Genomic DNA, 21,755 nt, shown 5'->3' with positions numbered 1-21,755 from the left:
TGACCAGCTACCACAACAAAATAAGGTAGCTTAACTAGAGCAGAGTATCACTTATAAATAAGCTTTTAGTTGTTCAAACATGTGGGACCACCTCTTGCCAAGGCACACCGCCCATGTAAGTTGGTGCACCAAATACGATTGCATCTGCGGCATCCAAAGTGTCCCAATCTTGATCTTGAATATTGCCTTCTTGATCCACTTCGATAAGTGTTGCCTGAATTTCATTGGCAAAGGTTTCTGCAATGACTTTGGTATGGCCATAACCTGAATGATAAACAACAGCGATTTTTGACATGATAAGTCCTCTTATATAGACGGTAAATATTTAAAAATTAATGTTTGATATAACTTGGAACGGTTGCCGTTAGACCTTGTTTGAGTTGTTGGGTAGATTCCCCAACCAACACTTCAAAGGCATTTTGTTGAATTCCATCAAATACGTGTTGCGCCACTGTGTGTGGAGAAATTTTGGCAATATCGAGTGATTGGGTTAAATCTGTGTCGACAAAACCGACATGTACCCCCATCACATGAACATTGGCTTTAACTAACCATTGTCGAGTTGAATTGGTAAATGACCATGCTGCTGCTTTAGAAATTGCATAACTGGCTAACATCGTGCTGGGTTCCCAAGACACATCCGATAAAATATTGACGATATAACTTTCAGAATGGCTTGCTAAAATTGGAGAGAATTGCTGAGTCGTATTGATCACACCATAAAGATTGGTATCTAAAACCGTCCGTGTCACAGCTGCAATATTTGCGTCTACAGGACTTTCATTTAAGCGTGCAATACCTGCATTGTTGATTAATAGATTGACATCACCACATTCTGCAACAGCTTTTTGAATAGATACGGGATCTGTGACATCTACAACAATCGGAATAATACCCTGTTGATTAAAACCTTGAAGATTACGCATGCCTGCATAAACTTTCTTGGCGCCACGTTGTATCGCTTGCTGGGCAAGTGCTAAACCTAGACCACGATTTGCACCCGTAATAAAAACGACCGCATCTGTTATTTTCATTAAAACCACGCTCATAAATATAAAATGGTCTATCAACGCTATCAATCAGCAGAAGTTGTATTGACCTGATTAACTTATGATATACTTTTGAAATCTAGTATCAATTAGTTACTATGTGGTAACTGGTCATTTCTTGGTTATAACTTTCCAAATAGAGGTATAGATTGATGACTAATGCATTCAATTTTAATATTTTTCATCCAAATTGCCCGGCACGATCTTTTTTTGAAAAATTTGCAGATAAGTGGGTTTTGATGATTATTTATCGACTTCATCAGCACTCTCAACACTTCAATGAACTGAAAAAAAACTTAACAGGGATCTCACCTAAAGTACTTTCGCAAAAATTAAAAATTCTGGAAAGAGATGGGTTTATCACCCGTACAATTCATGAGAACAATGTGATTCGTGTTGAATATGCATTAACCTCTCTAGGCTTTGAGTTTGCTCAAACTGCTTTATCATTTAAGCTCTGGGCTGAAGGCAATGTGCAACATGTGATTCGCGCACAAGAACAATTTGATGCAATTCAAGCAAAAAATGAGCCAGCTCTGTTGCAGGAAGCATAAATCTCAACACTCAGAACATGACTTTAACTCAGCTTGATATGTTGTAAATATGATTAAACTCAGCATAATTTTAATAAAACATATCAAAGGGAGAAAAATAATGAAAATTCCACTGCTCTTTATTCTAGCAATCCTCAGCCATAGTGCTTTTGCGTCCTATGAAAATTCTTGTGATTTAGAGGTTAAGCTTTTAGAAAACACTTCTACACGTACGCTATATATCAATAAAGATGGCTTAGGTGAAATTGAGGAAACAACACTCAACATAAAAGGTGTTGTAAAAAAAGCGCAAGAGGTAGGCCGCGCAGATAGTGGTTGTCAAAACTATATCGGCAAAGTCTTAGAAGAAAATTTAAGAAATTTCCCGAATCGCTCTGAATTTAAAAAAGGACAAAAAATTAAACTGAATATCTTAATCACAGATTATAAAGGTATACCGAAATCTGAAACAGTGACCTATTTAGGACCAAACAAATAGTTAAAATCTGAATTATTTTAAAGTATGGATAATAAAGTACAAATGTCGGAGCACTCTGATACAGACTGCCCACATTATTTAAGAACGGTTATAGAAAAAATGACTGGCTCAGACATTTGCTACACAGCAAAGAAAGGGCAAAAATTAAGATAAATATTGTGATTACTCATTTTAAAGCCTCCAACAGATGAAGTCGCTTTTATGCAAAGATAATCACATCGCTCTTTCTCAAAAGGAAATCATAAACTAATATGAATAAAAACCCATCTAAACGATGGGTTATGATTTTTATTTTAATTCTTTAAATCCTTGTTGACGCCATGCTTCATATAGAATCACTGCGGTGGCATTCGATAAATTCAGACTACGTGAATTCGGTGCCATAGGTAAACGAATCCAATGCGCCTTTGGGAACATCATACGGACATCTTCTGGTAAACCACGTGTTTCTGGCCCCATCAATAAAGCCACAGGTCGGTTTAAATCTGAAGTATGCGGTGTTTCAGTACCTTTGGTAGTTAAAGGATAAATCGCATCAAGATCAATCCCCTGCACCTCTAAATGTGCCAGACATTCAGCAAAGTTTTCCCAAACTTTCATATGTGCCCATTCATGATAATCTAATCCTGCACGGCGCAACTTTTTATCATCCAGTTCAAAACCTAAAGGCTTGACTAGATGTAATTGTGCACCTGTATTGGCACATAAACGAATGATATTCCCTGTATTTGCAGGAATTTCAGGCTCGTATAAAACAACATGAATCACGGGAGATCTCTACTTATCAGAATACAACCTAAGTACTTTAAAAAAAGACCATGTCAGTTTTTTAAAGAAAAATTTAGGCAGATATTATTGCCACTGTAACTGTTCGCGCAAATTCACCACTTCACCAATAATGGTCAAAGTAGGCGCTTGAATATGGTTTTCTTCAACTTTTGATGCAATATCTGCCAAAGTTCCAACCACCACCTTTTGATCTGGGGTTGTCCCTTTGGAGATCAAAGCCACTGGCATATTTGGACGTTGACCATGTGATATTAGATTTTCACAAATTTTTTCTAGTCCCACCAAGCCCATATATAAAACCAATGTCTGATTTTCGTAAACCAGCTCATTCCAAGGTAATTCTGGTGAACCTTCTTTTAAATGCCCCGTCAAAAAACGAACGCTTTGTGCATAATCACGATGTGTAAGCGGAATCCCAGCATAGGCTGAACAACCTGATGCAGCAGTAATACCTGGGACGACTTGGAATGTAATATTGGCTGCAAAAAGCTCTTGAATTTCTTCACCACCGCGACCAAAAATAAATGGATCACCACCTTTTAGACGACATACACGTTTGTTTTCGGTGGCATATTTGACCAGTAATGCATTAATACCATCTTGTGGCACGGAATGATTAGAACGTGCTTTTCCGACATATATTTTTTCAGCATCACGCCGACATAATTCTAAAATTGCTGGAGAGACCAAACGGTCATAAATCACCACATCCGCTTGCTGCATCAGTCTAAGTGCTTTTAAAGTTAACAGCTCAGGATCACCTGGTCCTGCCCCCACCAAATAAACTTCACCTTTTGGTTTTTGCCATTTTGTCAAAGCTTGTTCAATTAAACGATCCGCCTCTTTGAGGTTGTCATTAAATACCTGCTCTTTTAAAGGACTGGCATATAAATCTTCCCAAAAGATTCGACGTTCATCAGGATTACTAATCTGCTCTTTAACTGCTTTACGCCATTTTCCAGAAAAATCAGCAAGTTTACCCATGCCATGTGGAATAGAAGCTTCGAGCTGAGTACGAATCTGGCGAGATAAAACAGGAGAAGCACCATTGGTGGCAATTGAAACTACCAGTGGTGAACGGTCAATGATCGCAGGCACCATAAAGCGACAATGTGGAGGATCATCAACACTGTTGACCAACACATTTAAATCTTCACAAGCTTCAAAAACAGCTTGATTGACAGCTTTATCATTGGTTGCAGCAATCACCAAACGATAGCTACTTAGGCTAATTTGATAATCAAATTTATCCGCATGATATTGCCCATAGGTTGAATGGACAATATCTAAGAGATTTTGCTCTATATTTGGCGCAATCACATGAATCACTGCACCTGCTTTTGCAAGTAATACTGCTTTGCGGTAAGCAATATGCCCACCACCCACAATCAGACAAGGTTGCCCTTGCAGTTTTAGTGAAATTGGGAAAATTTCCACAGTGTTCCTCAAAAGTTCAAATCTGATTGTACTAAGCAATATTTATGCACAAAACTGAACCAAATATCGAGTTTTCGACATTTAATCGATAAATGTTGCACCAGCCATGTACGGGCGTAACACTTCTGGCACTTCAATAGAGCCATCAGCACGTTGGTAATTTTCCATCACGGCCAATAAAGTGCGACCTACAGCCAAGCCTGAACCATTCAAAGTATGTACCAGCTCAGTTTTCTTTTGATCTGCACGATAACGCGCCATCATACGGCGTGCTTGGAAATCTCCCATACTTGAACACGAAGAAATCTCACGATATGTATCTTGGCTTGGTACCCAAACTTCTAAATCATAAGTTTTGCATGCACCAAAGCCCATATCACCACCACATAAAACGATTTTACGATATGGTAAACCCAAAGCTTGTAAGATCCCTTCCGCATGCCCTGTCAATGCTTCCAAAGCATCCATTGAATCTTCAGGTTTTACGATTTGAACCATTTCAACTTTGTCGAATTGGTGTTGACGGATCAAACCTCGAGTATCACGACCATAAGAACCCGCCTCACTACGGAAACATGGTGTATGCGCAGCATATTTCAACGGTAAACGATCAGCATCAATGATTTCATTACGTACAAAGTTCGTCACTGGAACTTCAGCAGTTGGAATCAAATAGTATTCTTTTTCACCTTGTAATTTAAATAAATCTTCTTCAAATTTAGGCAGTTGACCCGTACCACGCAATGAGTCTGCATTAACAAGATAGGGTACATATGCTTCAGTATAACCATTTTTCAGGGTATGCGTATCGAGCATGAACTGGGTCAATGCACGTTGTAAACGGGCTAATGGACCTTTCAATACACTGAAACGTGTCCCCGTTAACTTGGTTGCCGTTTCAAACTCCAAACCACCCATCATTTCGCCAAGGTCTGTATGGTCTTTGATTTCGAAATCAAATTGACGCGGTGTTCCCCATTTGAATACTTCAACATTATCACTTTCATCTTTCCCTTCTGGTACAGACTCATGTGGCATGTTTGGGATAGAGAGTAATTTTGCTTCTAATTCAGCTTGAAGTTCATTCAATTCAACTTCAGCAGCTTTAATTTCATCACCAATCGCACCCATACGTGCCATGATTTCTGAAGCATCGCCACCAGATTTTTTGATTTGACCAACTTGTTTCGCACCCGAATTACGCTCTGCCTGTAAGTTTTCAGTTCTAGACTGGATTTCTTTACGGCGAGCTTCTAGTGATGCCCATTCTTCAACATTGAGTTGTACACCACGTTTGGCTAAGGCTAAGTTTACAGCCTCGATATTATTTCTGATTAATTTCGGGTCGATCATAGTCAATCTAAAGGGTAAGAAAAAAACTGACTATAGTGTAAGCTCTTCACTGTAAAAAATACAGTGACAGAGCATTAGACATACATGAATTGTATGATTTGAAGGCAATTAAGGTGTAACAGGTTTTTCGACAGCCGCTTCGACTTGAGGTAGACTTGGTAAATACTCAGCTTTAATCAAATCTTTTGCCACTTGATACGGCAGTTTTAACTCAGGCATACCTTCTGCATAAGAGGTAAGCTCATACAGTGGATAAACAAAAACTAGACCATTTACACCATAATAATAGTTATCGCTTAACTGCAACTTTTCACGTGTAATATCTTTTTGAATCAACCAATTCGCATTGGCATCATAAAGCTGTTCAGCCACTTTTGCTTCCACGTTTGGTTTTAGAATATCAGTTAAGGCGAGGCGCTTTTGCGTGGTTAAATCGAATGTCACATATTCATTGTGATACATCCCATGAGCTGCACCTGCTACATAGGTATAAGTCTGGATCACAAAAGTGGCTAAATTATTTTGTTGTGAAATAAAACGAACATAAATTGAATTTTGATTTAAACCTTTAGCTGAAGATTGCGCTTCACTTTCAGCTTGGGCATGATTTTGATCTTTTTCAAATGCGCCAGGTACATCTTTTTTAATACGATTTAGAAAATAATCATCTAGCCAAGGCACATTACTTTTAACAGTTTGCAAATCATATTGTGTACAACCATCTTCATCACAAAACTGTTTTTTTACCACGTTGACTCGCTCAACTTTGGCTTGAATCAGCGGTATTTGCGCGTGTTGAGTCGCAGTTGCAGCCTGTTCTGCTTGAGGTTCCGGCTTTTCCTGGCATGCGCTAACCATGAGCATACTGGATAAAAGAGATAAAAAAATCAGACCACTTTTAAAATTTACTTTCATTTCTATATCTTTAAAGCATATTTAGTAATAGCCCTATCATAAAACCAGAACCTTTAAATTAATATTCATTATTGTAATTATCACCTATTTACACTGTAAATAAGCGCGTTGTTATTTCAAAGATTTGCTTTCTGCTAACATCTTCTTCCTGTTGATACGCGCATTTATCCATCTTTTTTGTTGATGACTATGTTTTAAATAATCATTTCTTGTGTGCAAATAATACTATTTTTATAATTTTTAAACTCATTAGATCAAAAACTAAATAACATTGAATACCACTAATAACACCAAACATCCAATCCTCAGGGTCAGGGCCAACACTGGGTTGAGCCAAAACTACAAATAAATCATTATCACTAAAAAATGTTAGCACAAAAGTATGGAACTGTCGTGGAGCACCACGTTCATTATGTTGAACAAAATACTTCCCAGCTTGTTTGATCATTTTCAATGTGATTGCAGGACTGACAACTCCATCCAAATTATCCTCAAAATCGCATCTGACTTCATCAATTTGTTCTTCAAATAAATCACTCGCGTCATCATAAATAAACACTTTCTTCTTTATGTCATAACAATAGAAAATTGTATTTAAAAGATACTTTTCATAATTATTGTGAACTGAAAATAAAGCTTTTAATATTTTTTTATTTGGGGTGACTTCTAAATATACATCGTAGTAACGACTCAGCTCAAAACTGGATTCTCTGTTTGAAAAAAACTTCATAAAGCTTGATTAAACACAAAAAAAGATCTGCAGTGATAAAAGAGTTAGAGGCCGTTTCTGGATGATATAAGGGATGTTTAAAATCTACAGTCATAATTCAAACCTTAAGCTAAATCCACCCAATTACAATGAAACCCCAGTGGTACATGTACCCCCAAATCAATTTCAGCTTGTGGCTGAATTTCCAATCCATTTACTTTTAAAATAACAGCTTTGGCTGCTTCTCCGTCCACATGATGTAAATAGGCCATCAAATAACCATGCCCTTCTGCACTGTGCTCATGCTCAGCCACAAAAGTGACTTCACCCATTGCCCACTGTATACCAAAATCATAACTCACCGATGTTTGCATTTCTAAATCATGAATATATAAACAATTGAACAATGCAGTTCCAGCAAAACCCAAAGTATATAAATAACGATATGGAATCCCAGTAAAACGCGCATCAATTTTCGGAAATTCTTGAATCCGAGAGTCGAGTACAGATCTATCTAATGTCTGTGAGTTTAGATCAATGCTCCAACGCTCTAATTGTGCATGTTGCAATTCATAAGCTGCGTGTTGAGAATGTTCAAAATCGTCCTGATGTACTAAAACATCTAAAATAATTCTATTTTCATGATCACGAAAAGCATTTGCCGCATGAAAAACAAAACATGGCTCAAGCTCAATCCACTGAATCTTTTCAGCATTTCCATATTTAGGCAATATTCCGATACGCGCTGGATGTTGTTTATTCCATTGATACGGAACACTTGCGCCACGTAATAATCGAGCCATAGAAAAAGTAAGTGGAAAATCAAAAACCAAAACTTCATGTTGTGTAATGAGACAATCATGAATCATGGGACCATGTTGTAATAAAATTTGCGTCACATGAATCAAATCGCCATGCTGATCAATCACTTGGTAATAGGCATTTTTACGATCTAAGGCATCATAACTAATCGCATGTAGGTGCCCTGTTTTGATATCTTTACGAGGATGTGCCGTAAACGGTAAATCAGCATCACTATTAAACAACTGATAACGTTCTGCATTTAACTCATCATCTAAGCAGATCGGAAACGCGCCAGCTTCAATCACTGCCCAAAGCTTTCCTGCATGTTTAAAAATGTTGGTATTTACAACATCATGTGCACCACGGCGAAAACCACCTATTGAGGGACGTTGTTTATATTTCTGTACAGTATCTGTGGCCAGCATACTGCTTTTAAAGCAGATTGCTTTACCTGCTTGTAATTTGAGTGCATGAATCATTCCATGACCAAGATACCACTCAAATAATGAAGGCTTTTCTATCTCAATCGGATTTGAACCAATTCTTAACAATAAGCCATTTAAATGATCTGGGATAATTCCTGATATTTTTAAGTGAGTTGTGATGATTTCTTCAACTGGTTGGTAAAGCTTTTTGTGATATAGATTAACTTCCTTATCACGACGATGTCGCCTTAAAAATCGCTCCATCACGCAGATTAACTTTTGTCTCAAAACATTAAAAAATGATTTTTGCGCAGTTATCCTTGGGTAATGTTTGAGTTTCAATTGTGTTTTGCGATACATACAGAATCTCTATTTTTATATTCAAACCCTTGTTTGAGCATAGAATAATCTTATATTGAAAGCCACTTTATTTGCTCGTCGCTATTTATCATTCGCCTGATTAACATGACCGAGTCTATTGCTTTGTTCTGTTTAATTGGCATAAAAAAAGCAACCTTATGGTTGCTCTTCTATTCACTTAAAATCGTTTATTGATCTATGATATCTGTACCTTTAGGTGGCACAAAATTAAAGGTAGATGCTGGGATAGCCGCATTGACCTGTACATTGTTAAAACGCACAGTGGTTGTTTGACCTAAAGAATCTTGCAAGATCATTAAAGTCGGTGCATTTTTCGCCCCAAAACTAATCGTCAAGCTTTGGAAAGCACCATCTTTTTGTTTTGGATACAAGGTATAGTAAGTTTTACCTGCATTTGGCTGAGTAATACGATAAGCCTTTTGAATTTGCTCGGTATTACCACTGAGTAGTAATGCCGGTGTATTGGCAACCTGCTCATCTAAACTTTGGCGTACAGCCTGCTGTAAGTCAGGATCATAAATCCACACTGTACGACCTGCAGTCACAATAGTCTGTTTCGCGGGTGTCGTGGTTTCCCAATAGAATTTACCAGGGCGCTCAACCTTCATTGTACCTTTAAAAGTTTGATTCATATGTTGAGCGGTTAAACCCTTTTTCTGTGCAACTTTACCTGTTTGAGTCGCTTTTGTGGTTTGCTCAAAATTTGCAGTAAAGCTTTTTACACCACTGAGTTGTTTAACCAGATTTGCGGTTGCTTGTTGCTCCGAAGCAGCAGTTGCTGCAAAAACTGTTGTGCTCATTACAGGTGCAAACAGCGCTGCACTTATAGCCACTGCACCCATCGTTTTACGAAGCATATTCATATGTCCACCTTTTCTATGTCTGCACCTCAATTAAAATATTCAGATAATATTTGGCACAGAATGTAATTTATTAGATTGCTTATCTTAAACCAAATTGAGTCAGTAATAATTGAGAAAATAAGAAGTTTTGTATTGTTATTGGTGCAATATGTTGAAAATTATTCATCATGATGAAGATGGTTTTTTCTTTAATGCTAAAAAAACTGATAAAAAAACCCGCAATAAAGCGGGCTTTTTTGCACTATTAAAACTTACGCTTCAACAGATACATAGCGACGGCCAAATTGACCTTTCACTTCAAATTTGATTACGCCGTCAGCAGTAGCAAATAAAGTATGGTCACGACCCATACCAACATTTGTACCCGCGTGGAATTCTGTACCACGTTGACGAACGATAATGTTACCAGCAGTCACAGCTTGACCACCGTACATTTTAACACCTAACATTTTAGGATTCGAATCACGACCGTTTTTGGTCGAACCACCGGCTTTTTTAGTTGCCATGTCTATATACTCCTAGTGATTAACCTGCGATCGTAGTAATTTTCAACTCGGTAAACCATTGACGGTGACCTTGTTGTTTACGGTAGTGCTTACGACGACGCATTTTAACAATACGAATTTTGTCATGACGACCGTGACCAACCACTTCTGCAGTTACTTTTGCGCCAGCTACAACTGGAGCACCGATTTGAATACTTTCGCCATTCACAACCATTAATACATCATCAAATGTAATAGTCGCGCCAGTTTCAGCTTTCAACAATTCTACTTTAAGGGTTTCACCCTCAACAACACGGTGCTGTTTACCACCGCTTTGGATTACTGCGTACATAACGTACTCCAACTGACCCGTGTCGTCGTGCCGATAAAGGAATATACCGATCTTAAGACGAACGCCACTGGGGGTTATTCAAGGGCAAAGATTTTAAGTGATAATGAATTAAACAACAAGTCATTTCCAGCAAATATTAGCATTGTATAGAAAATAATCTGCATATATTCATTTTTTTAAGATTCTCCCTTTGATAATATGAATTTTTTTTTAAGATCCAGCTAAAATTGAAATAGATTTTTAAAACAAATCCGCTACTATGTAGCTCAAAAGAATGATCTATTGAATGTTAAATGCTTTATTCATCTTTGGACAAAGGAGGAACAAATCATTAAGATTCAGGCACGATGTCTGCTTTCAAAAGCAACATTGAGACATGTTAATTGTTACACTAGCAACTTATAACGCATTTGCATGAGGCTCCCACCCGATGACCATCGACTTTAAGCAAGATATTCTCGCTCCAGTTGCAACCGACTTTGCTGCAATGGACAAGTTTATTAATGAAGGGATTACCTCAAAAGTTGCTTTAGTAATGGCGGTCAGTAAACATGTTGTTGAAGCTGGTGGTAAACGGATGCGTCCAATTATGTGCCTACTTGCAGCAAAAGCATGTGGTGCAACAGACCTACAGATGGAGCCTTATCGTAAACTGGCAGCCATCATAGAAATGTTACACACTGCAACACTAGTGCATGATGATGTGGTCGATGAATCTGGTTTACGTCGTGGTCGTCCAACTGCTAACGCGACTTGGAACAACCAAACTGCGGTATTGGTTGGGGATTTTCTTATTTCTCGGGCTTTCGATCTTCTTGTCGATCTAGACAATATGATTTTGTTAAAAGACTTTTCAACTGGCACTTGTGAAATCGCTGAAGGCGAAGTGTTACAACTCCAAGCCCAACATCAACCTGAAACAACTGAACAAACATATTTAGATATTATTCACGGTAAAACATCTCGTTTATTTGAACTTGCAACTGAAGGTGCTGCAATCCTTGCTGGGAAACCTGAATATCGTGAATCTTTACGCTTATTTGCTGGCCATTTTGGCAATGCCTTCCAAATTATTGACGATATTTTAGATTACACTTCTGATGCTGAAACATTAGGTAAAAATATTGGTGATGATTTAATGGAAGGTAAACCCACTTTACCTTTAATCTCAGCCTTAGCAAATACCCAAGGTGAAGAGCACGAGATTATCCGTAAAAGTATTGCAACTGGAGGAACAAGCGATTTGGATCGGGTGATTCAAATTGTTCAGACCTCAGGTGCTTTAGATTACTGTAGTCGCCGTGCAACAGAAGAAACTCATGCTGCGATTCAGGCTTTAAATCATTTACCTGAATCTGAGTATCGCCAGGCATTGTATAATTTAGCGCAACTTGCCTTACATCGAATTCAATAAAATTTAACAAGGCTTATGCATATACAATTTAATGATCTTTTCCTCCTTATGCAGGAACAACTTGATAGCATAAAAGTTGTTCCCAATCCTGATATATTAATTGAATTAATCAATCGTATCAGACCTACTGACAGCCACAATTTAGAAGAAAGTCAAAATAAATTTGAGGAGTTACTTCAAGCACTCTTAATCACACCAAATGCATCATCTGCGTTTCAAGGTTACTTACTAAAACTGGTTAACCACTATAAACAAGCAGGATTATATGCAGATAGTGGGATTTTATCCTTAGACGGTTTCTGGAATCAGCTTGGACAACGTATCGGCGCACATTTTCTACCTTTATTAAAAGACGAATCAGATCTCAAAGATTTGGTCGGCAAAGTGTTTCATCAACGTAGCGATAAGTATTGGCTGGAAAATATAAGTGAAAAGAAATGGGAACAACTATTCCGCTTATTGAATCAAGGTCATCGTTATAAAAACGATAAATTGGGAATTAAACGCGACATTGTTAAAGCCATCACAGTACTTTCTTATCGAATCAGTGGTATTGGTCTGTATCCTGAATTTATCAATGCTTACCCAGAACTTCAGGAATATGAATCTCCTTTTTTAGTTCAAAATCGTGAAATAGTTGAATTTATAGAAGCGTATAAGAAGCAGCATCAAGATGAAGATGAGCTTGCTATTGGTATAGCTCCAGATGCAGATCAAGCTTTGGTTATGATTGAACAATGCCGCGATGTGGTATTAAAAATCCGTCGAGCAATTAAACGGATTGGTGTTAGCTTAAGTTTGACTTATTTATTATCGCTACTAGAACAATGTATTGATCGAATTGAACTGCTTCTCAACTTACTTGTAGAAGATGATCAAATTCGTTATCAACTCTGTGGCGAATTACTCACCGATTTAGTCAATGCACACTATAGTGAAACCAGTGTACGTGATTTACTCAAAACTAATAGTGAATTGATTGCACTACAAGTCACTGAAAATGCAAGTAAGACGGGCGAACATTATGTCAGTACCGATAAGAAAGGTTTCTTTGGCATGTATAAAGCAGCTGCAGGTGCAGGTGCGATTATTGCCACCATGGCAACACTTAAAATACTGACAGCACGTTTAGTTCTTGCACCATTTATGCATGCTTTTCTTTACAGCATGAATTATTCATTGGGTTTTATACTGATTCATGTTTTGCACTTTACTGTAGCAACAAAGCAACCAGCAATGACTGCAGCCGCACTAGCATCAACAGTTCAGCACCAAAAAGGTTCAAAAACAGCACAAATTGCTGAACTTGCAGGACTGATTATTAATATTATTCGGACGCAGTTTATTGCAATTCTGGGAAATATTTCGATTGCAATTCCAACTGCAGCTTTAATAACGTATCTATGGCAACTTTCGATGCATGAACCACTTTTAACCCATGCGAAAGCGACAACCTTACTCGCCAGTCTAAATCCATTTACCTCACTAGCAATACCACATGCAGCAATCGCTGGTGTTTGTTTATTTTTATCGGGATTAATCGCTGGATATTTTGACAATATGTCAGTCTATCGAAAAGTCGGTCCTCGTTTAAAAGCCCATATGAAATTGAAAAAAATAATGGGACAAGCAAGGTTGGAAAAATTTGCAGACTATATAGAAAGAAACTTGGGTGCTTTAGCAGGTAATTTTATCTTTGGTATTATGCTTGGAAGTATGGGAACAATTGGGTTTATTTTAGGCTTACCATTAGATATCCGTCATATTGCTTTTGCTGCTGCCAACTTTATTCAAGGCTTAATGACCATCAATGGCTCACCTGATATTGGTCTCATTATTGTGTCTTTCCTTGGCGTGTTGTGTATTGGTTTAACCAACTTATTTGTCAGTTTCACCCTCACCATTATTGTGGCACTTCGAGCAAGACAAGTTCGTTTTTCGCAATGGAAACCATTGGCAAAACTTATATTTACCCATTTTTCTACCCGTCCTTTAGATTTCTTTTGGCCCCCAAAGCAACCGTTACAACTGGAAGATGAGGCAAACTCACAAAACAAACTAAATCACTAAGCTTTTTGTTAATTTTTGTGCAAATTGTTAAATATTTCACAAAAAGAAATTAGTATAAATTACCTAAATTGAAAAAAAGTGTACTGGCTAGTACACTTCAGTGCATTAAATAAACTTAACGTACGCAATTTATATACTCTAGGTTATCTTATGCCTTATGTATTGCTCCTTATTGGCTGTATAGGTTTACTTATTGGGAGTGTTGGTTTAAACATTAACCAGATACAACAATTTGATTTTTCAAGCGTTGTATGGATGAGTACACACCGTTTAGAGGTCTTAAATGGTTTAGCACTTACCCTATCCTATCTGGGCGGCTTACCGTCAATGATTGTGATCGCAGGGCTATGCAATTTATATTTCATACGCCTCAAACAATATGCGAATGTACTGATGATCAGCATTGGTCTACTTGGTGCTTCGGCAATTGGTTGGATTATTAAATATCTAGTCAATCGTCCAAGACCTGATGAAATCTACCAAATGGTGCAAACCTATGGTGCTTCATTTCCTAGTGCCCACAGTATTTATGCTGCTATTGTCTGCTGTTCGATTATGTTTATATTTCAAAAGCATCGCCAAGCTAAATGGATTAGCTTAGGGGGCTTTTTATGGTTTCTAAGCATGGGGGGATCTAGAGTTTATCTAGGTGCACATTTCCCAACTGATGTACTCACTGGATGGGGTATAGGTGTCATATGGGCTGCTATTTTATGGCTCATACTGTCACGAGAAACGTTAAGACAGAACAAATTATTTTTAGATAAAAATCTAAACGAGGTGGAATAATGATGTCGGCAAAGCTTTGGGCCCCTGCCCTTACTGCTTGTGCTCTCGCAACAAGTATTGCACTTGTAGGCTGCAGCAAAGATCCTAAATCAGCACAACAAGCTGGTGGTGCTGCCCAAAAAATGCCGCCGACTGAAGTTGGTGTCATTGTTGCTCAGCCACAAAGCGTAGAACAAACTGTTGAACTTTCAGGTCGTACTTCAGCGTATCAAATCTCTGATGTTCGCCCACAAACAAATGGTGTTATTTTAAAACGTTTGTTTACTGAAGGCAGTTTTGTTCGTGAAGGTCAACCTCTTTATGAGATTGACTCAAGCATCAATCGTGCAAACTTAGACAGTGCAAAAGCAGCTTTAGTACGTCAGCAAGCAAATTTAAATGCATTGCAAGTTAAAGCAAATCGTTATCGTCAACTTGTCGGCATCAATGCTGTTTCTAAGCAAGAATATGATGATTTACTTGCTCAAATCAAACTTGCAGAAGCAGATATTTCAGCATCAAACGCTGCTGTTAAAAATGCGCAAATTGACCTAGGTTATTCGACAGTTCGTTCGCCTATATCAGGTCAATCTGGTCGTTCTTCAGTCACTGCTGGCGCTTTAGTCACTGCAAACCAAGCCAATGCTCTGGTCACGATTCAGCAACTTGACCCAATTTATGTAGACATCAGCCAATCAAGTGCTGAGCTATTACGTCTACGTCAACAATTAAGTCAAGGTAGTATTGATCGTAGCAACAATACCAAAGTTCGTCTAAAACTTGAGGATGGTAGCTACTACGGTGTGGAAGGAAATCTTGCATTTTCTGATGCAAGTGTAGATCCAAGTACTGGTTCTGTGACTTTACGTGCAGTCTTCTCAAATCCTAACCATTTATTATTGCCAGGTATGTTTGCCAATGCGCAAATCGTACAAGGCTTAATTCCAAATGCTTACTTAGTTCCACAAGCTGCAATTACACGCACACCAACCGGTCAAGCGATCGCGATGATTGTAAATGCAAAAGGTGTAGTAGAAAGCCGTCCTGTAACGACTGTAGGTGTTCAAGGTAAAGATTGGATTGTCACTCAAGGTCTAAACACAGGCGATAAAGTGATTGTAGATGGGATTGCCAAAGTAAAACCAGAACAAGAAGTTGTTGCTAAACCGTATCAACCTCAAGCGGCTGCACCACAAGCAGGTGCTAAACCAGGTACAGCAGCACAACCTGTTCAACAAAATAAGTCTAGTGAACAAAAAGCTACTTCAAATGCATAAGGGGTAGACGAATATGGCTCAATTTTTTATTCATCGCCCTATTTTTGCATGGGTGATTGCACTGGTGATTATGTTGGCGGGTATTCTTACGCTAACAAAAATGCCTGTTGCTCAATATCCAACAATTGCCCCTCCTGTGGTGACAATTGCTGCAACTTATCCTGGAGCTTCGGCACAAACTGTTGAGAACACAGTAACTCAGATCATTGAACAACAAATGAATGGTCTAGATGGTTTACGTTATATCTCATCGAACAGTGCGGGTAATGGTCAGGCATCAATCAACTTGAATTTTGAACAAGGTATTGATCCAGACATTGCACAAGTTCAAGTACAAAACAAATTACAGTCAGCGACCGCACTTTTACCCGAAGATGTACAACGTCAAGGGATAAAAGTGACCAAATCTGGCGCAAGTTTCATGCAAGTACTTGCATTTTATTCGCCAGATGGCAGTCTTTCTGGGGCTGACATTAAAGACTATGTAAACTCAAATATTTCTGAACCACTCAGTCGTGTTGCAGGTGTAGGTGAAATTCAAGTCTTTGGTGGTCAATATGCAATGCGTATTTGGCTAGACCCAGCTAAAATGACCAGTTTGCAAGTGACACCAAGTGACATTGCTGCTGCTATTCGTGCGCAAAACTCACAAGTAGCTGTAGGTCAATTGGGTGGTGCACCAGCGATCCAAGGTCAAGTTCTTAACGCGACTGTCAATGCACAAAGCATGCTGACAACTCCTGAACAATTTAAAAATATCTTCCTGAAAAACACTGCTTCTGGTGCTCAGGTTCGTTTAAGTGATGTTGCTCGTGTAGAACTAGGCTCAGATAACTATCAATTTGATTCTAAATTTAATGGTAAGCCTGCTGGCGGTGTAGCAATTAAACTGGCAACAGGTGCAAATGCACTTGATACAGCGGCTGCTGTAGAAAAACGTCTTACTGAGCTACGTAAAAACTACCCAGATGGTCTAAAAGATAAGCTTGCTTATGACACTACACCATTTATCAAGCTTTCAATTGAAAGTGTGGTACATACCTTAATTGAGGCAATCGTTCTTGTATTCTTCGTGATGTTCTTATTCTTACAGAACTGGCGTGCAACGATTATCCCAACAATGGCTGTTCCTGTGGTTGTACTGGGTACATTTGCAGTTATTAATATTTTTGGCTTCTCAATCAACACCTTAACTATGTTCGCCATGGTGCTCGCGATTGGTCTCTTGGTCGATGATGCAATTGTTGTGGTTGAGAACGTCGAACGTGTGATGCAAGAAGAACATACGGGTCCAGTTGAAGCCACTGAAAAGTCGATGAAACAAATTTCAGGTGCTTTAGTAGGTATTACCAGTGTATTGACTGCTGTATTTGTGCCAATGGCATTCTTCGGTGGTACTACAGGTGTAATTTACCGTCAGTTCTCGATCACGCTGGTTACAGCGATGGTTTTATCATTAATCGTTGCTTTAACCTTTACCCCTGCTCTTTGTGCGACATTGTTAAAACAGCATGATCCAAATAAAGAACCAAGCAATAACATTTTTGCGCGTTTCTTCCGTTGGTTTAACCGTAGCTTTGATAAAGTAGCTGAGAAATATCAAGGTGGTGTCAATCGTATGACCCATCATAAGATCTTCTCTGGTGTGATCTACGTTGCTGTGATTGTTGCTTTAGTCGGACTGTATAAAATGCTCCCCTCTTCTTTCCTACCAGAAGAAGATCAAGGCATGGTTATGACGCTTGTTCAATTACCACCAAGCGCCAGCCTTGAACGGACAGATAAAGTCATCACCACCATGACCAATTACTTCTTAAATGAGGAAAAAGCCAATGTAGATACTATCTTTACAGTTTCTGGCTTCTCATTTACTGGTGTCGGGCAAAATGCTGGTTTAGCATTTATGAAACTGAAAGACTGGAGTGAACGTACAACACCTGAATCACAAATTGGTGCCATTATTCAACGTGGTATGGCACTAAATATGATTGTCAAAGATGCATCGTACATCATGCCATTGCAATTACCAGCAATGCCAGAATTAGGTGTTTCATCAGGTTTTGATATTCAGTTAAAAGATGCAAGTGGTCAAGGTCACGAGAAGCTAGTTGCTGCACGTAATGCTGTTTTAGGCATGGCTGCACAAGACAAACGTCTTGCTGGTGTTCGTCCAAATGGACAAGAAGATACACCTCAATATCAAATCAACGTTGACCAAGCGCAAGCGGGTGCAATGGGGGTTAGTATTGCGGATATTAATTCGACCATGAGCATGGCTTGGGGTGGTTCTTATATCAATGACTTCGTAGACCGTGGTCGTGTGAAAAAAGTCTATGTTCAAGGCGAATCAAGTGCTCGCATGATGCCTGAAGACTTAAACAAATGGTATGTACGTAATAATAGCGGCACTATGGTTCCATTCTCTGCATTTGCAACAGGCCAATGGACTTATGGTTCACCTCGTTTAGAACGTTATAACGGTGTAGCTTCTGCAAACATTCAAGGTACACCAGCACCGGGCGTAAGTTCGGGAGATGCCATGATGGCTATGGAAGAAATTATTGGTAAGTTACCATCTATGGGCTTAACAGGTTTCGACTATGAGTGGACTGGTCTATCTTTAGAGGAACGTGAATCTGGTAGCCAAACTGTTCCGCTTTTGATTCTTTCTCTGCTTATTGTATTCCTTTGCCTTTCAGCTTTATATGAAAGTTGGTCAATCCCTGTTTCAGTATTATTAGTAGTACCTTTAGGTGTTATTGGTGCATTTACTTTAACGTGGTTGGGAATGGTCATCAAAGGTGATCCTAACTTATCATTTAACATCTATTTCCAAGTCGCGATCGTTGCAGTCATCGGTTTGTCTGCAAAAAATGCGATTTTGATTGTAGAGTTTGCAAAAGAGTTGCAAGAACAAGGCGAAGAATTGTTTGAAGCGACATTGCATGCTGCAAAAATGCGTTTACGTCCAATTATCATGACAACTTTAGCGTTCGGTTTCGGTGTATTGCCACTTGCTTTATCAAGCGGTGCAGGTGCCGGTAGCCAACACTCAGTTGGTTATGGTGTATTGGGTGGTGTAATTAGCTCAACACTTTTAGGTATCTTCTTTATTCCTGTGTTCTTCGTATGGATTCGTAGTATCTTTAAGTACAAACCTAAAAATCAAAATATTCAGGAGCATAAATCGTGATGCAGAAAGTATGGTCTATTTCAGGTCGTAGCATTGCGGTATCTGCACTTGCGCTTGCTTTGACAGCTTGTCAAAGCATGCGTGGCCCAGAACCCGTAGCTCAAGCAAACATACCAACAGGTTATATTCAAAATAACACTGGTACATCTATTGCTGAACAAGGTTATAAAGAGTTTTTTGCAGATCAACGCTTACTTCAAGTAATTGATCTTGCTTTAGCCAATAACCGTGATTTACGTACAGCAACATTGAACATTCAACGTGCTCAACAAGCTTATCAAATCACTGAAAACAATCAGTTACCAACGATTGGTGCAAGTGGTGGTCTTTTACGTCAAGATCAAGGTGTTGGTGCTCAAACACGTTATAATGTTGGTCTCGGTGTAACTGCTTATGAGTTAGACTTCTGGGGCCGTGTAAAAAGTTTAAAAGACAATGCTCTTGATACTTATTTATCGACCGCGAGTGCCCGTGATGCAACGCAAATCAGCTTAATTGGTCAAGTTGCTCAAGCTTGGTTAAATTATTCATTTGCCAATGCGCAACTTAAACTTGCTGACCAAACATTAAAAGCTCAACTTGATTCTTATAACCTCAACAAAAAACGTTTTGATGTTGGGATCGACAGTGAAGTTCCTGTTCGTCAGGCTCAAATTTCTGTTGAAACCGCACGTAATGATGTTGCCAATTATAAGACTCAAATTGCCCAAGCTCAGAACTTATTGAATCTACTTGTTGGACAATCAGTTCCTGACAATTTATTGCCTACACAACGTGTGACGCGTATTACCTCGAATGCTGTGTTTGCATCAGGATTACCAAGTGATTTGCTCAACAATCGCCCAGACGTAAAAGCAGCTGAATATCAGCTTTCTGCTGCTGGCGCGAATATTGGTGCTGCGAAAGCACGCTTGTTCCCAACAATCAGTTTGACGGGTTCTGCGGGTTATGCATCTACTGATTTAAGTGATTTATTTAAATCAGGTGCATTCGTTTGGTCTTTAGGCCCTAGTCTTGATATTCCTTTATGGGATTGGGGTACACGTAGAGCAAATATTAAAATTTCAGAAACAGATCAACAAATTGCATTATCTGACTATGAAAAATCAATTCAATCTGCTTTCCGTGAAGTTAATGATGCATTAGCGACTCGCCAAAATATTGGTGATCGTCTTTCTGCTCAAAAACGTTTAGTTGATGCGACCAATACAACGTATAAACTTTCAAATGCTCGCTTCCGTGCAGGTATTGATAGTTTCTTATCTGTATTAGATGCACAACGTACCTCTTACTCTGCTGAACAAGGTTTATTGCTATTAGAGCAAGCGAACTTAAACAATCAGGTAGAAGTCTATAAAACACTGGGTGGTGGTTTAAAAGCCAACACTGCGGATCAAATTGCACAACCGGCCTCTTCATCTGAATTGAAATATCATTCAAAAGATAAAAAAGTCAGTTAATATCAATTTGATGATCTAAGCTCACTTCGGTGGGCTTTTTTTATTGCTTTTTAGTGGATAATTTCCTATGTTTAAAGTAAGACATCATCAATGAATATTTAAAATGAAACTCAGTAATTTAGAAACTATTCCAGCCCATGTAATAAAGCAACAGCTTGATGTCGTTTATGGAAGCACAGTCCGCAGCAAACATGTCGGACGTGACTTTATGGCTGGTCTAAAAAATATTGTCGGTGGTGAACTCAAAGGCTATACCGAATTATTAGAAGAATCGCGTCAAGAAGCCATGAATCGTATGATTGAAAAAGCACGTGGTTTAGGTGCCAATGCAATTGTCGGTATCCGTTTTTCTACCTCTAATATTGCACAAGGTGCTTCAGAACTTTTTGTTTATGGTACTGCAGTCATTGTTGAACCGACCACGACACAACTTCCTGATCCATTTTCAAAATAGGCGAAACAGATGGATGGTTTAATTTTTAAAATTGGGCTCACACTGGTTCTGTTTTTTATTGGCTGGGGGTTTGGACGTTTTATCGAACAAAAGCATTTAAAAGAATTGGCAGACAATGAACAACGGCTTGCTCATATTCGGATTGATACCAATAAGTTCCAAGTCTCTGAAAAGCATGGACAACTCATCAGTAGTAATGTGGTCATTTCACATGATTATTTTAAATATATTATCGCGCAAATTCAGAACTTCTTTGGTGGTCGTTTAACCACCTATGAGAGTGTCGTCGATCGCGCACGTCGCGAAGCAATTGTTAGATTAAAACAGGAAGCTGAAAATATTGGAGCAACGCATATTATGGGCTTACGTTTAAGTACCACTGAACTCGGTATGCAAGGTGGAATGGTTGAAGTCTTTGCCTATGGAACAGCAACTTAATCTCACTCCTCTTTTTTAAATAATCATCATGATTTTTTCATCAGAATACATAATCGCTGTTGGACTGTCTGGTTTTGTATTCCGGTG

General features: G+C 38.7%; 20 protein-coding genes and 1 pseudogene. 10 read left to right on the top strand and 11 right to left on the bottom strand.

Going from position 1 to position 21,755, the window contains the following annotated elements; translation table 11 throughout:
• Window positions 1-94: 94 nt before the first annotated feature.
• Window positions 95-295: pseudogene (locus ACG916_RS18550) on the bottom strand (flavodoxin family protein); the annotation flags it as partial.
• Window positions 296-332: 37 nt separating this feature from the next.
• Window positions 333-1,034: an SDR family NAD(P)-dependent oxidoreductase gene (locus tag ACG916_RS18545; RefSeq protein ID WP_336952778.1), complete on the bottom strand. Its 702-nt coding sequence runs from the start codon at window positions 1,032-1,034 to the stop codon at window positions 333-335.
• A gap of 167 nt (window positions 1,035-1,201) precedes the next feature.
• Here ACG916_RS18545 and ACG916_RS18540 point away from each other — a divergent pair, with 167 nt between their 5' ends.
• Complete coding sequence (locus tag ACG916_RS18540) at window positions 1,202-1,603, top strand: winged helix-turn-helix transcriptional regulator (RefSeq protein ID WP_419327612.1); 402 nt, start codon at window positions 1,202-1,204, stop codon at window positions 1,601-1,603.
• Between the two features lie 100 nt (window positions 1,604-1,703).
• Window positions 1,704-2,081, top strand: coding sequence for a hypothetical protein (locus ACG916_RS18535; RefSeq protein WP_419327611.1), 378 nt, complete (start codon window positions 1,704-1,706; stop codon window positions 2,079-2,081).
• 288 nt (window positions 2,082-2,369) lie between these two features.
• Here ACG916_RS18535 and ACG916_RS18530 read toward each other — a convergent pair whose 3' ends face one another.
• From ACG916_RS18530 to rplU, 9 genes are all read right to left on the bottom strand, one after another.
• The gene (locus ACG916_RS18530; RefSeq protein WP_336952782.1) at window positions 2,370-2,849 is read right to left on the bottom strand and encodes a tRNA (cytidine(34)-2'-O)-methyltransferase; all 480 of its coding nucleotides are present in this window, start codon (window positions 2,847-2,849) and stop codon (window positions 2,370-2,372) included.
• 84 nt (window positions 2,850-2,933) lie between these two features.
• Window positions 2,934-4,307 (bottom strand): siroheme synthase CysG, encoded by a 1,374-nt coding sequence (gene cysG, locus ACG916_RS18525; RefSeq protein ID WP_336952783.1) that lies wholly within the window; start codon window positions 4,305-4,307, stop codon window positions 2,934-2,936.
• An 81-nt stretch (window positions 4,308-4,388) separates the two neighbouring features.
• On the bottom strand, window positions 4,389-5,660 hold the full coding sequence (gene serS / locus ACG916_RS18520; RefSeq protein WP_336952784.1) for a serine--tRNA ligase: 1,272 nt from the start codon (window positions 5,658-5,660) through the stop codon (window positions 4,389-4,391).
• 108 nt (window positions 5,661-5,768) lie between these two features.
• A complete protein-coding gene (locus tag ACG916_RS18515) occupies window positions 5,769-6,575 on the bottom strand; it encodes an RsiV family protein (RefSeq protein ID WP_419327610.1) in 807 nt (268 codons plus the stop codon).
• 202 nt (window positions 6,576-6,777) lie between these two features.
• Complete coding sequence (locus ACG916_RS18510; RefSeq protein ID WP_419327609.1) at window positions 6,778-7,305, bottom strand: hypothetical protein; 528 nt, start codon at window positions 7,303-7,305, stop codon at window positions 6,778-6,780.
• Window positions 7,306-7,409: 104 nt separating this feature from the next.
• Entirely contained in the window at window positions 7,410-8,873 is a 1,464-nt protein-coding gene (locus ACG916_RS18505; RefSeq protein ID WP_419327608.1) for a carotenoid oxygenase family protein, read from the bottom strand.
• 188 nt (window positions 8,874-9,061) lie between these two features.
• Window positions 9,062-9,757, bottom strand: a complete 696-nt coding sequence (gene lolA, locus ACG916_RS18500) for an outer membrane lipoprotein periplasmic chaperone LolA (RefSeq protein ID WP_004722558.1) — start codon at window positions 9,755-9,757, stop codon at window positions 9,062-9,064.
• Between the two features lie 251 nt (window positions 9,758-10,008).
• The gene (gene rpmA, locus ACG916_RS18495; protein WP_004722560.1) at window positions 10,009-10,263 is read right to left on the bottom strand and encodes a 50S ribosomal protein L27; all 255 of its coding nucleotides are present in this window, start codon (window positions 10,261-10,263) and stop codon (window positions 10,009-10,011) included.
• A 19-nt stretch (window positions 10,264-10,282) separates the two neighbouring features.
• Entirely contained in the window at window positions 10,283-10,594 is a 312-nt protein-coding gene (rplU, locus tag ACG916_RS18490) for a 50S ribosomal protein L21 (RefSeq protein WP_004722561.1), read from the bottom strand.
• Between the two features lie 430 nt (window positions 10,595-11,024).
• Here rplU and sdsA point away from each other — a divergent pair, with 430 nt between their 5' ends.
• From sdsA to ACG916_RS18450, 8 genes are all read left to right on the top strand, one after another.
• A complete protein-coding gene (gene sdsA / locus ACG916_RS18485) occupies window positions 11,025-12,008 on the top strand; it encodes an All-trans-nonaprenyl-diphosphate synthase (protein ID WP_336952791.1) in 984 nt (327 codons plus the stop codon).
• 15 nt (window positions 12,009-12,023) lie between these two features.
• The gene (locus ACG916_RS18480) at window positions 12,024-14,078 is read left to right on the top strand and encodes a site-specific recombinase (RefSeq protein WP_336952792.1); all 2,055 of its coding nucleotides are present in this window, start codon (window positions 12,024-12,026) and stop codon (window positions 14,076-14,078) included.
• 150 nt (window positions 14,079-14,228) lie between these two features.
• Window positions 14,229-14,867 carry a phosphatase PAP2 family protein gene (locus ACG916_RS18475; RefSeq protein WP_336952793.1) on the top strand — a complete coding sequence of 213 codons (639 nt, stop codon included), beginning with the start codon at window positions 14,229-14,231 and terminating at the stop codon, window positions 14,865-14,867.
• Complete coding sequence (locus tag ACG916_RS18470) at window positions 14,867-16,123, top strand: efflux RND transporter periplasmic adaptor subunit (RefSeq protein WP_336952794.1); 1,257 nt, start codon at window positions 14,867-14,869, stop codon at window positions 16,121-16,123. The genes ACG916_RS18475 and ACG916_RS18470 overlap by 1 nt, the downstream gene beginning before the upstream one ends.
• Before the next feature lie 13 nt (window positions 16,124-16,136).
• Window positions 16,137-19,316, top strand: a complete 3,180-nt coding sequence (gene adeJ / locus ACG916_RS18465; protein WP_336952795.1) for a multidrug efflux RND transporter permease subunit AdeJ — start codon at window positions 16,137-16,139, stop codon at window positions 19,314-19,316.
• Complete coding sequence (gene adeK, locus ACG916_RS18460; RefSeq protein WP_336952986.1) at window positions 19,316-20,776, top strand: multidrug efflux RND transporter AdeIJK outer membrane channel subunit AdeK; 1,461 nt, start codon at window positions 19,316-19,318, stop codon at window positions 20,774-20,776. Before adeJ ends, adeK begins: the two co-directional genes overlap by 1 nt.
• A gap of 103 nt (window positions 20,777-20,879) precedes the next feature.
• A complete protein-coding gene (locus tag ACG916_RS18455) occupies window positions 20,880-21,230 on the top strand; it encodes a YbjQ family protein (protein WP_336952796.1) in 351 nt (116 codons plus the stop codon).
• 9 nt (window positions 21,231-21,239) lie between these two features.
• The gene (locus ACG916_RS18450; protein WP_056514420.1) at window positions 21,240-21,668 is read left to right on the top strand and encodes a YbjQ family protein; all 429 of its coding nucleotides are present in this window, start codon (window positions 21,240-21,242) and stop codon (window positions 21,666-21,668) included.
• The last annotated feature ends 87 nt before the right edge of the window (window positions 21,669-21,755 follow it).

It is taken from the genome of Acinetobacter legionensis, from assembly GCF_048552295.1.
Taxonomy (GTDB): Bacteria; Pseudomonadota; Gammaproteobacteria; order Pseudomonadales; family Moraxellaceae; genus Acinetobacter.
This window is presented reverse-complemented; position numbering and strand designations above follow the sequence as displayed.

What these genes read in the sequence shown, in the direction of transcription:
- ACG916_RS18540 (WP_419327612.1), top strand. Translation starts at nt 1,202, where the DNA reads ATGACTAATGCATTCAATTTTAATATTTTTCATCCAAATTGCCCGGCA.
- rplU (WP_004722561.1), bottom strand. Translation starts at nt 10,594, where the DNA reads ATGTACGCAGTAATCCAAAGCGGTGGTAAACAGCACCGTGTTGTTGAG.
- rpmA (WP_004722560.1), bottom strand. Translation starts at nt 10,263, where the DNA reads ATGGCAACTAAAAAAGCCGGTGGTTCGACCAAAAACGGTCGTGATTCG.
- ACG916_RS18475 (WP_336952793.1), top strand. Translation starts at nt 14,229, where the DNA reads ATGCCTTATGTATTGCTCCTTATTGGCTGTATAGGTTTACTTATTGGG.
- ACG916_RS18505 (WP_419327608.1), bottom strand. Translation starts at nt 8,873, where the DNA reads ATGTATCGCAAAACACAATTGAAACTCAAACATTACCCAAGGATAACT.
- ACG916_RS18535 (WP_419327611.1), top strand. Translation starts at nt 1,704, where the DNA reads ATGAAAATTCCACTGCTCTTTATTCTAGCAATCCTCAGCCATAGTGCT.
- ACG916_RS18480 (WP_336952792.1), top strand. Translation starts at nt 12,024, where the DNA reads ATGCATATACAATTTAATGATCTTTTCCTCCTTATGCAGGAACAACTT.
- serS (WP_336952784.1), bottom strand. Translation starts at nt 5,660, where the DNA reads ATGATCGACCCGAAATTAATCAGAAATAATATCGAGGCTGTAAACTTA.
- ACG916_RS18510 (WP_419327609.1), bottom strand. Translation starts at nt 7,305, where the DNA reads ATGAAGTTTTTTTCAAACAGAGAATCCAGTTTTGAGCTGAGTCGTTAC.
- ACG916_RS18455 (WP_336952796.1), top strand. Translation starts at nt 20,880, where the DNA reads ATGAAACTCAGTAATTTAGAAACTATTCCAGCCCATGTAATAAAGCAA.
- adeK (WP_336952986.1), top strand. Translation starts at nt 19,316, where the DNA reads ATGCAGAAAGTATGGTCTATTTCAGGTCGTAGCATTGCGGTATCTGCA.
- ACG916_RS18515 (WP_419327610.1), bottom strand. Translation starts at nt 6,575, where the DNA reads ATGAAAGTAAATTTTAAAAGTGGTCTGATTTTTTTATCTCTTTTATCC.
- ACG916_RS18470 (WP_336952794.1), top strand. Translation starts at nt 14,867, where the DNA reads ATGATGTCGGCAAAGCTTTGGGCCCCTGCCCTTACTGCTTGTGCTCTC.
- ACG916_RS18545 (WP_336952778.1), bottom strand. Translation starts at nt 1,034, where the DNA reads ATGAAAATAACAGATGCGGTCGTTTTTATTACGGGTGCAAATCGTGGT.
- adeJ (WP_336952795.1), top strand. Translation starts at nt 16,137, where the DNA reads ATGGCTCAATTTTTTATTCATCGCCCTATTTTTGCATGGGTGATTGCA.
- ACG916_RS18450 (WP_056514420.1), top strand. Translation starts at nt 21,240, where the DNA reads ATGGATGGTTTAATTTTTAAAATTGGGCTCACACTGGTTCTGTTTTTT.
- sdsA (WP_336952791.1), top strand. Translation starts at nt 11,025, where the DNA reads ATGACCATCGACTTTAAGCAAGATATTCTCGCTCCAGTTGCAACCGAC.
- lolA (WP_004722558.1), bottom strand. Translation starts at nt 9,757, where the DNA reads ATGAATATGCTTCGTAAAACGATGGGTGCAGTGGCTATAAGTGCAGCG.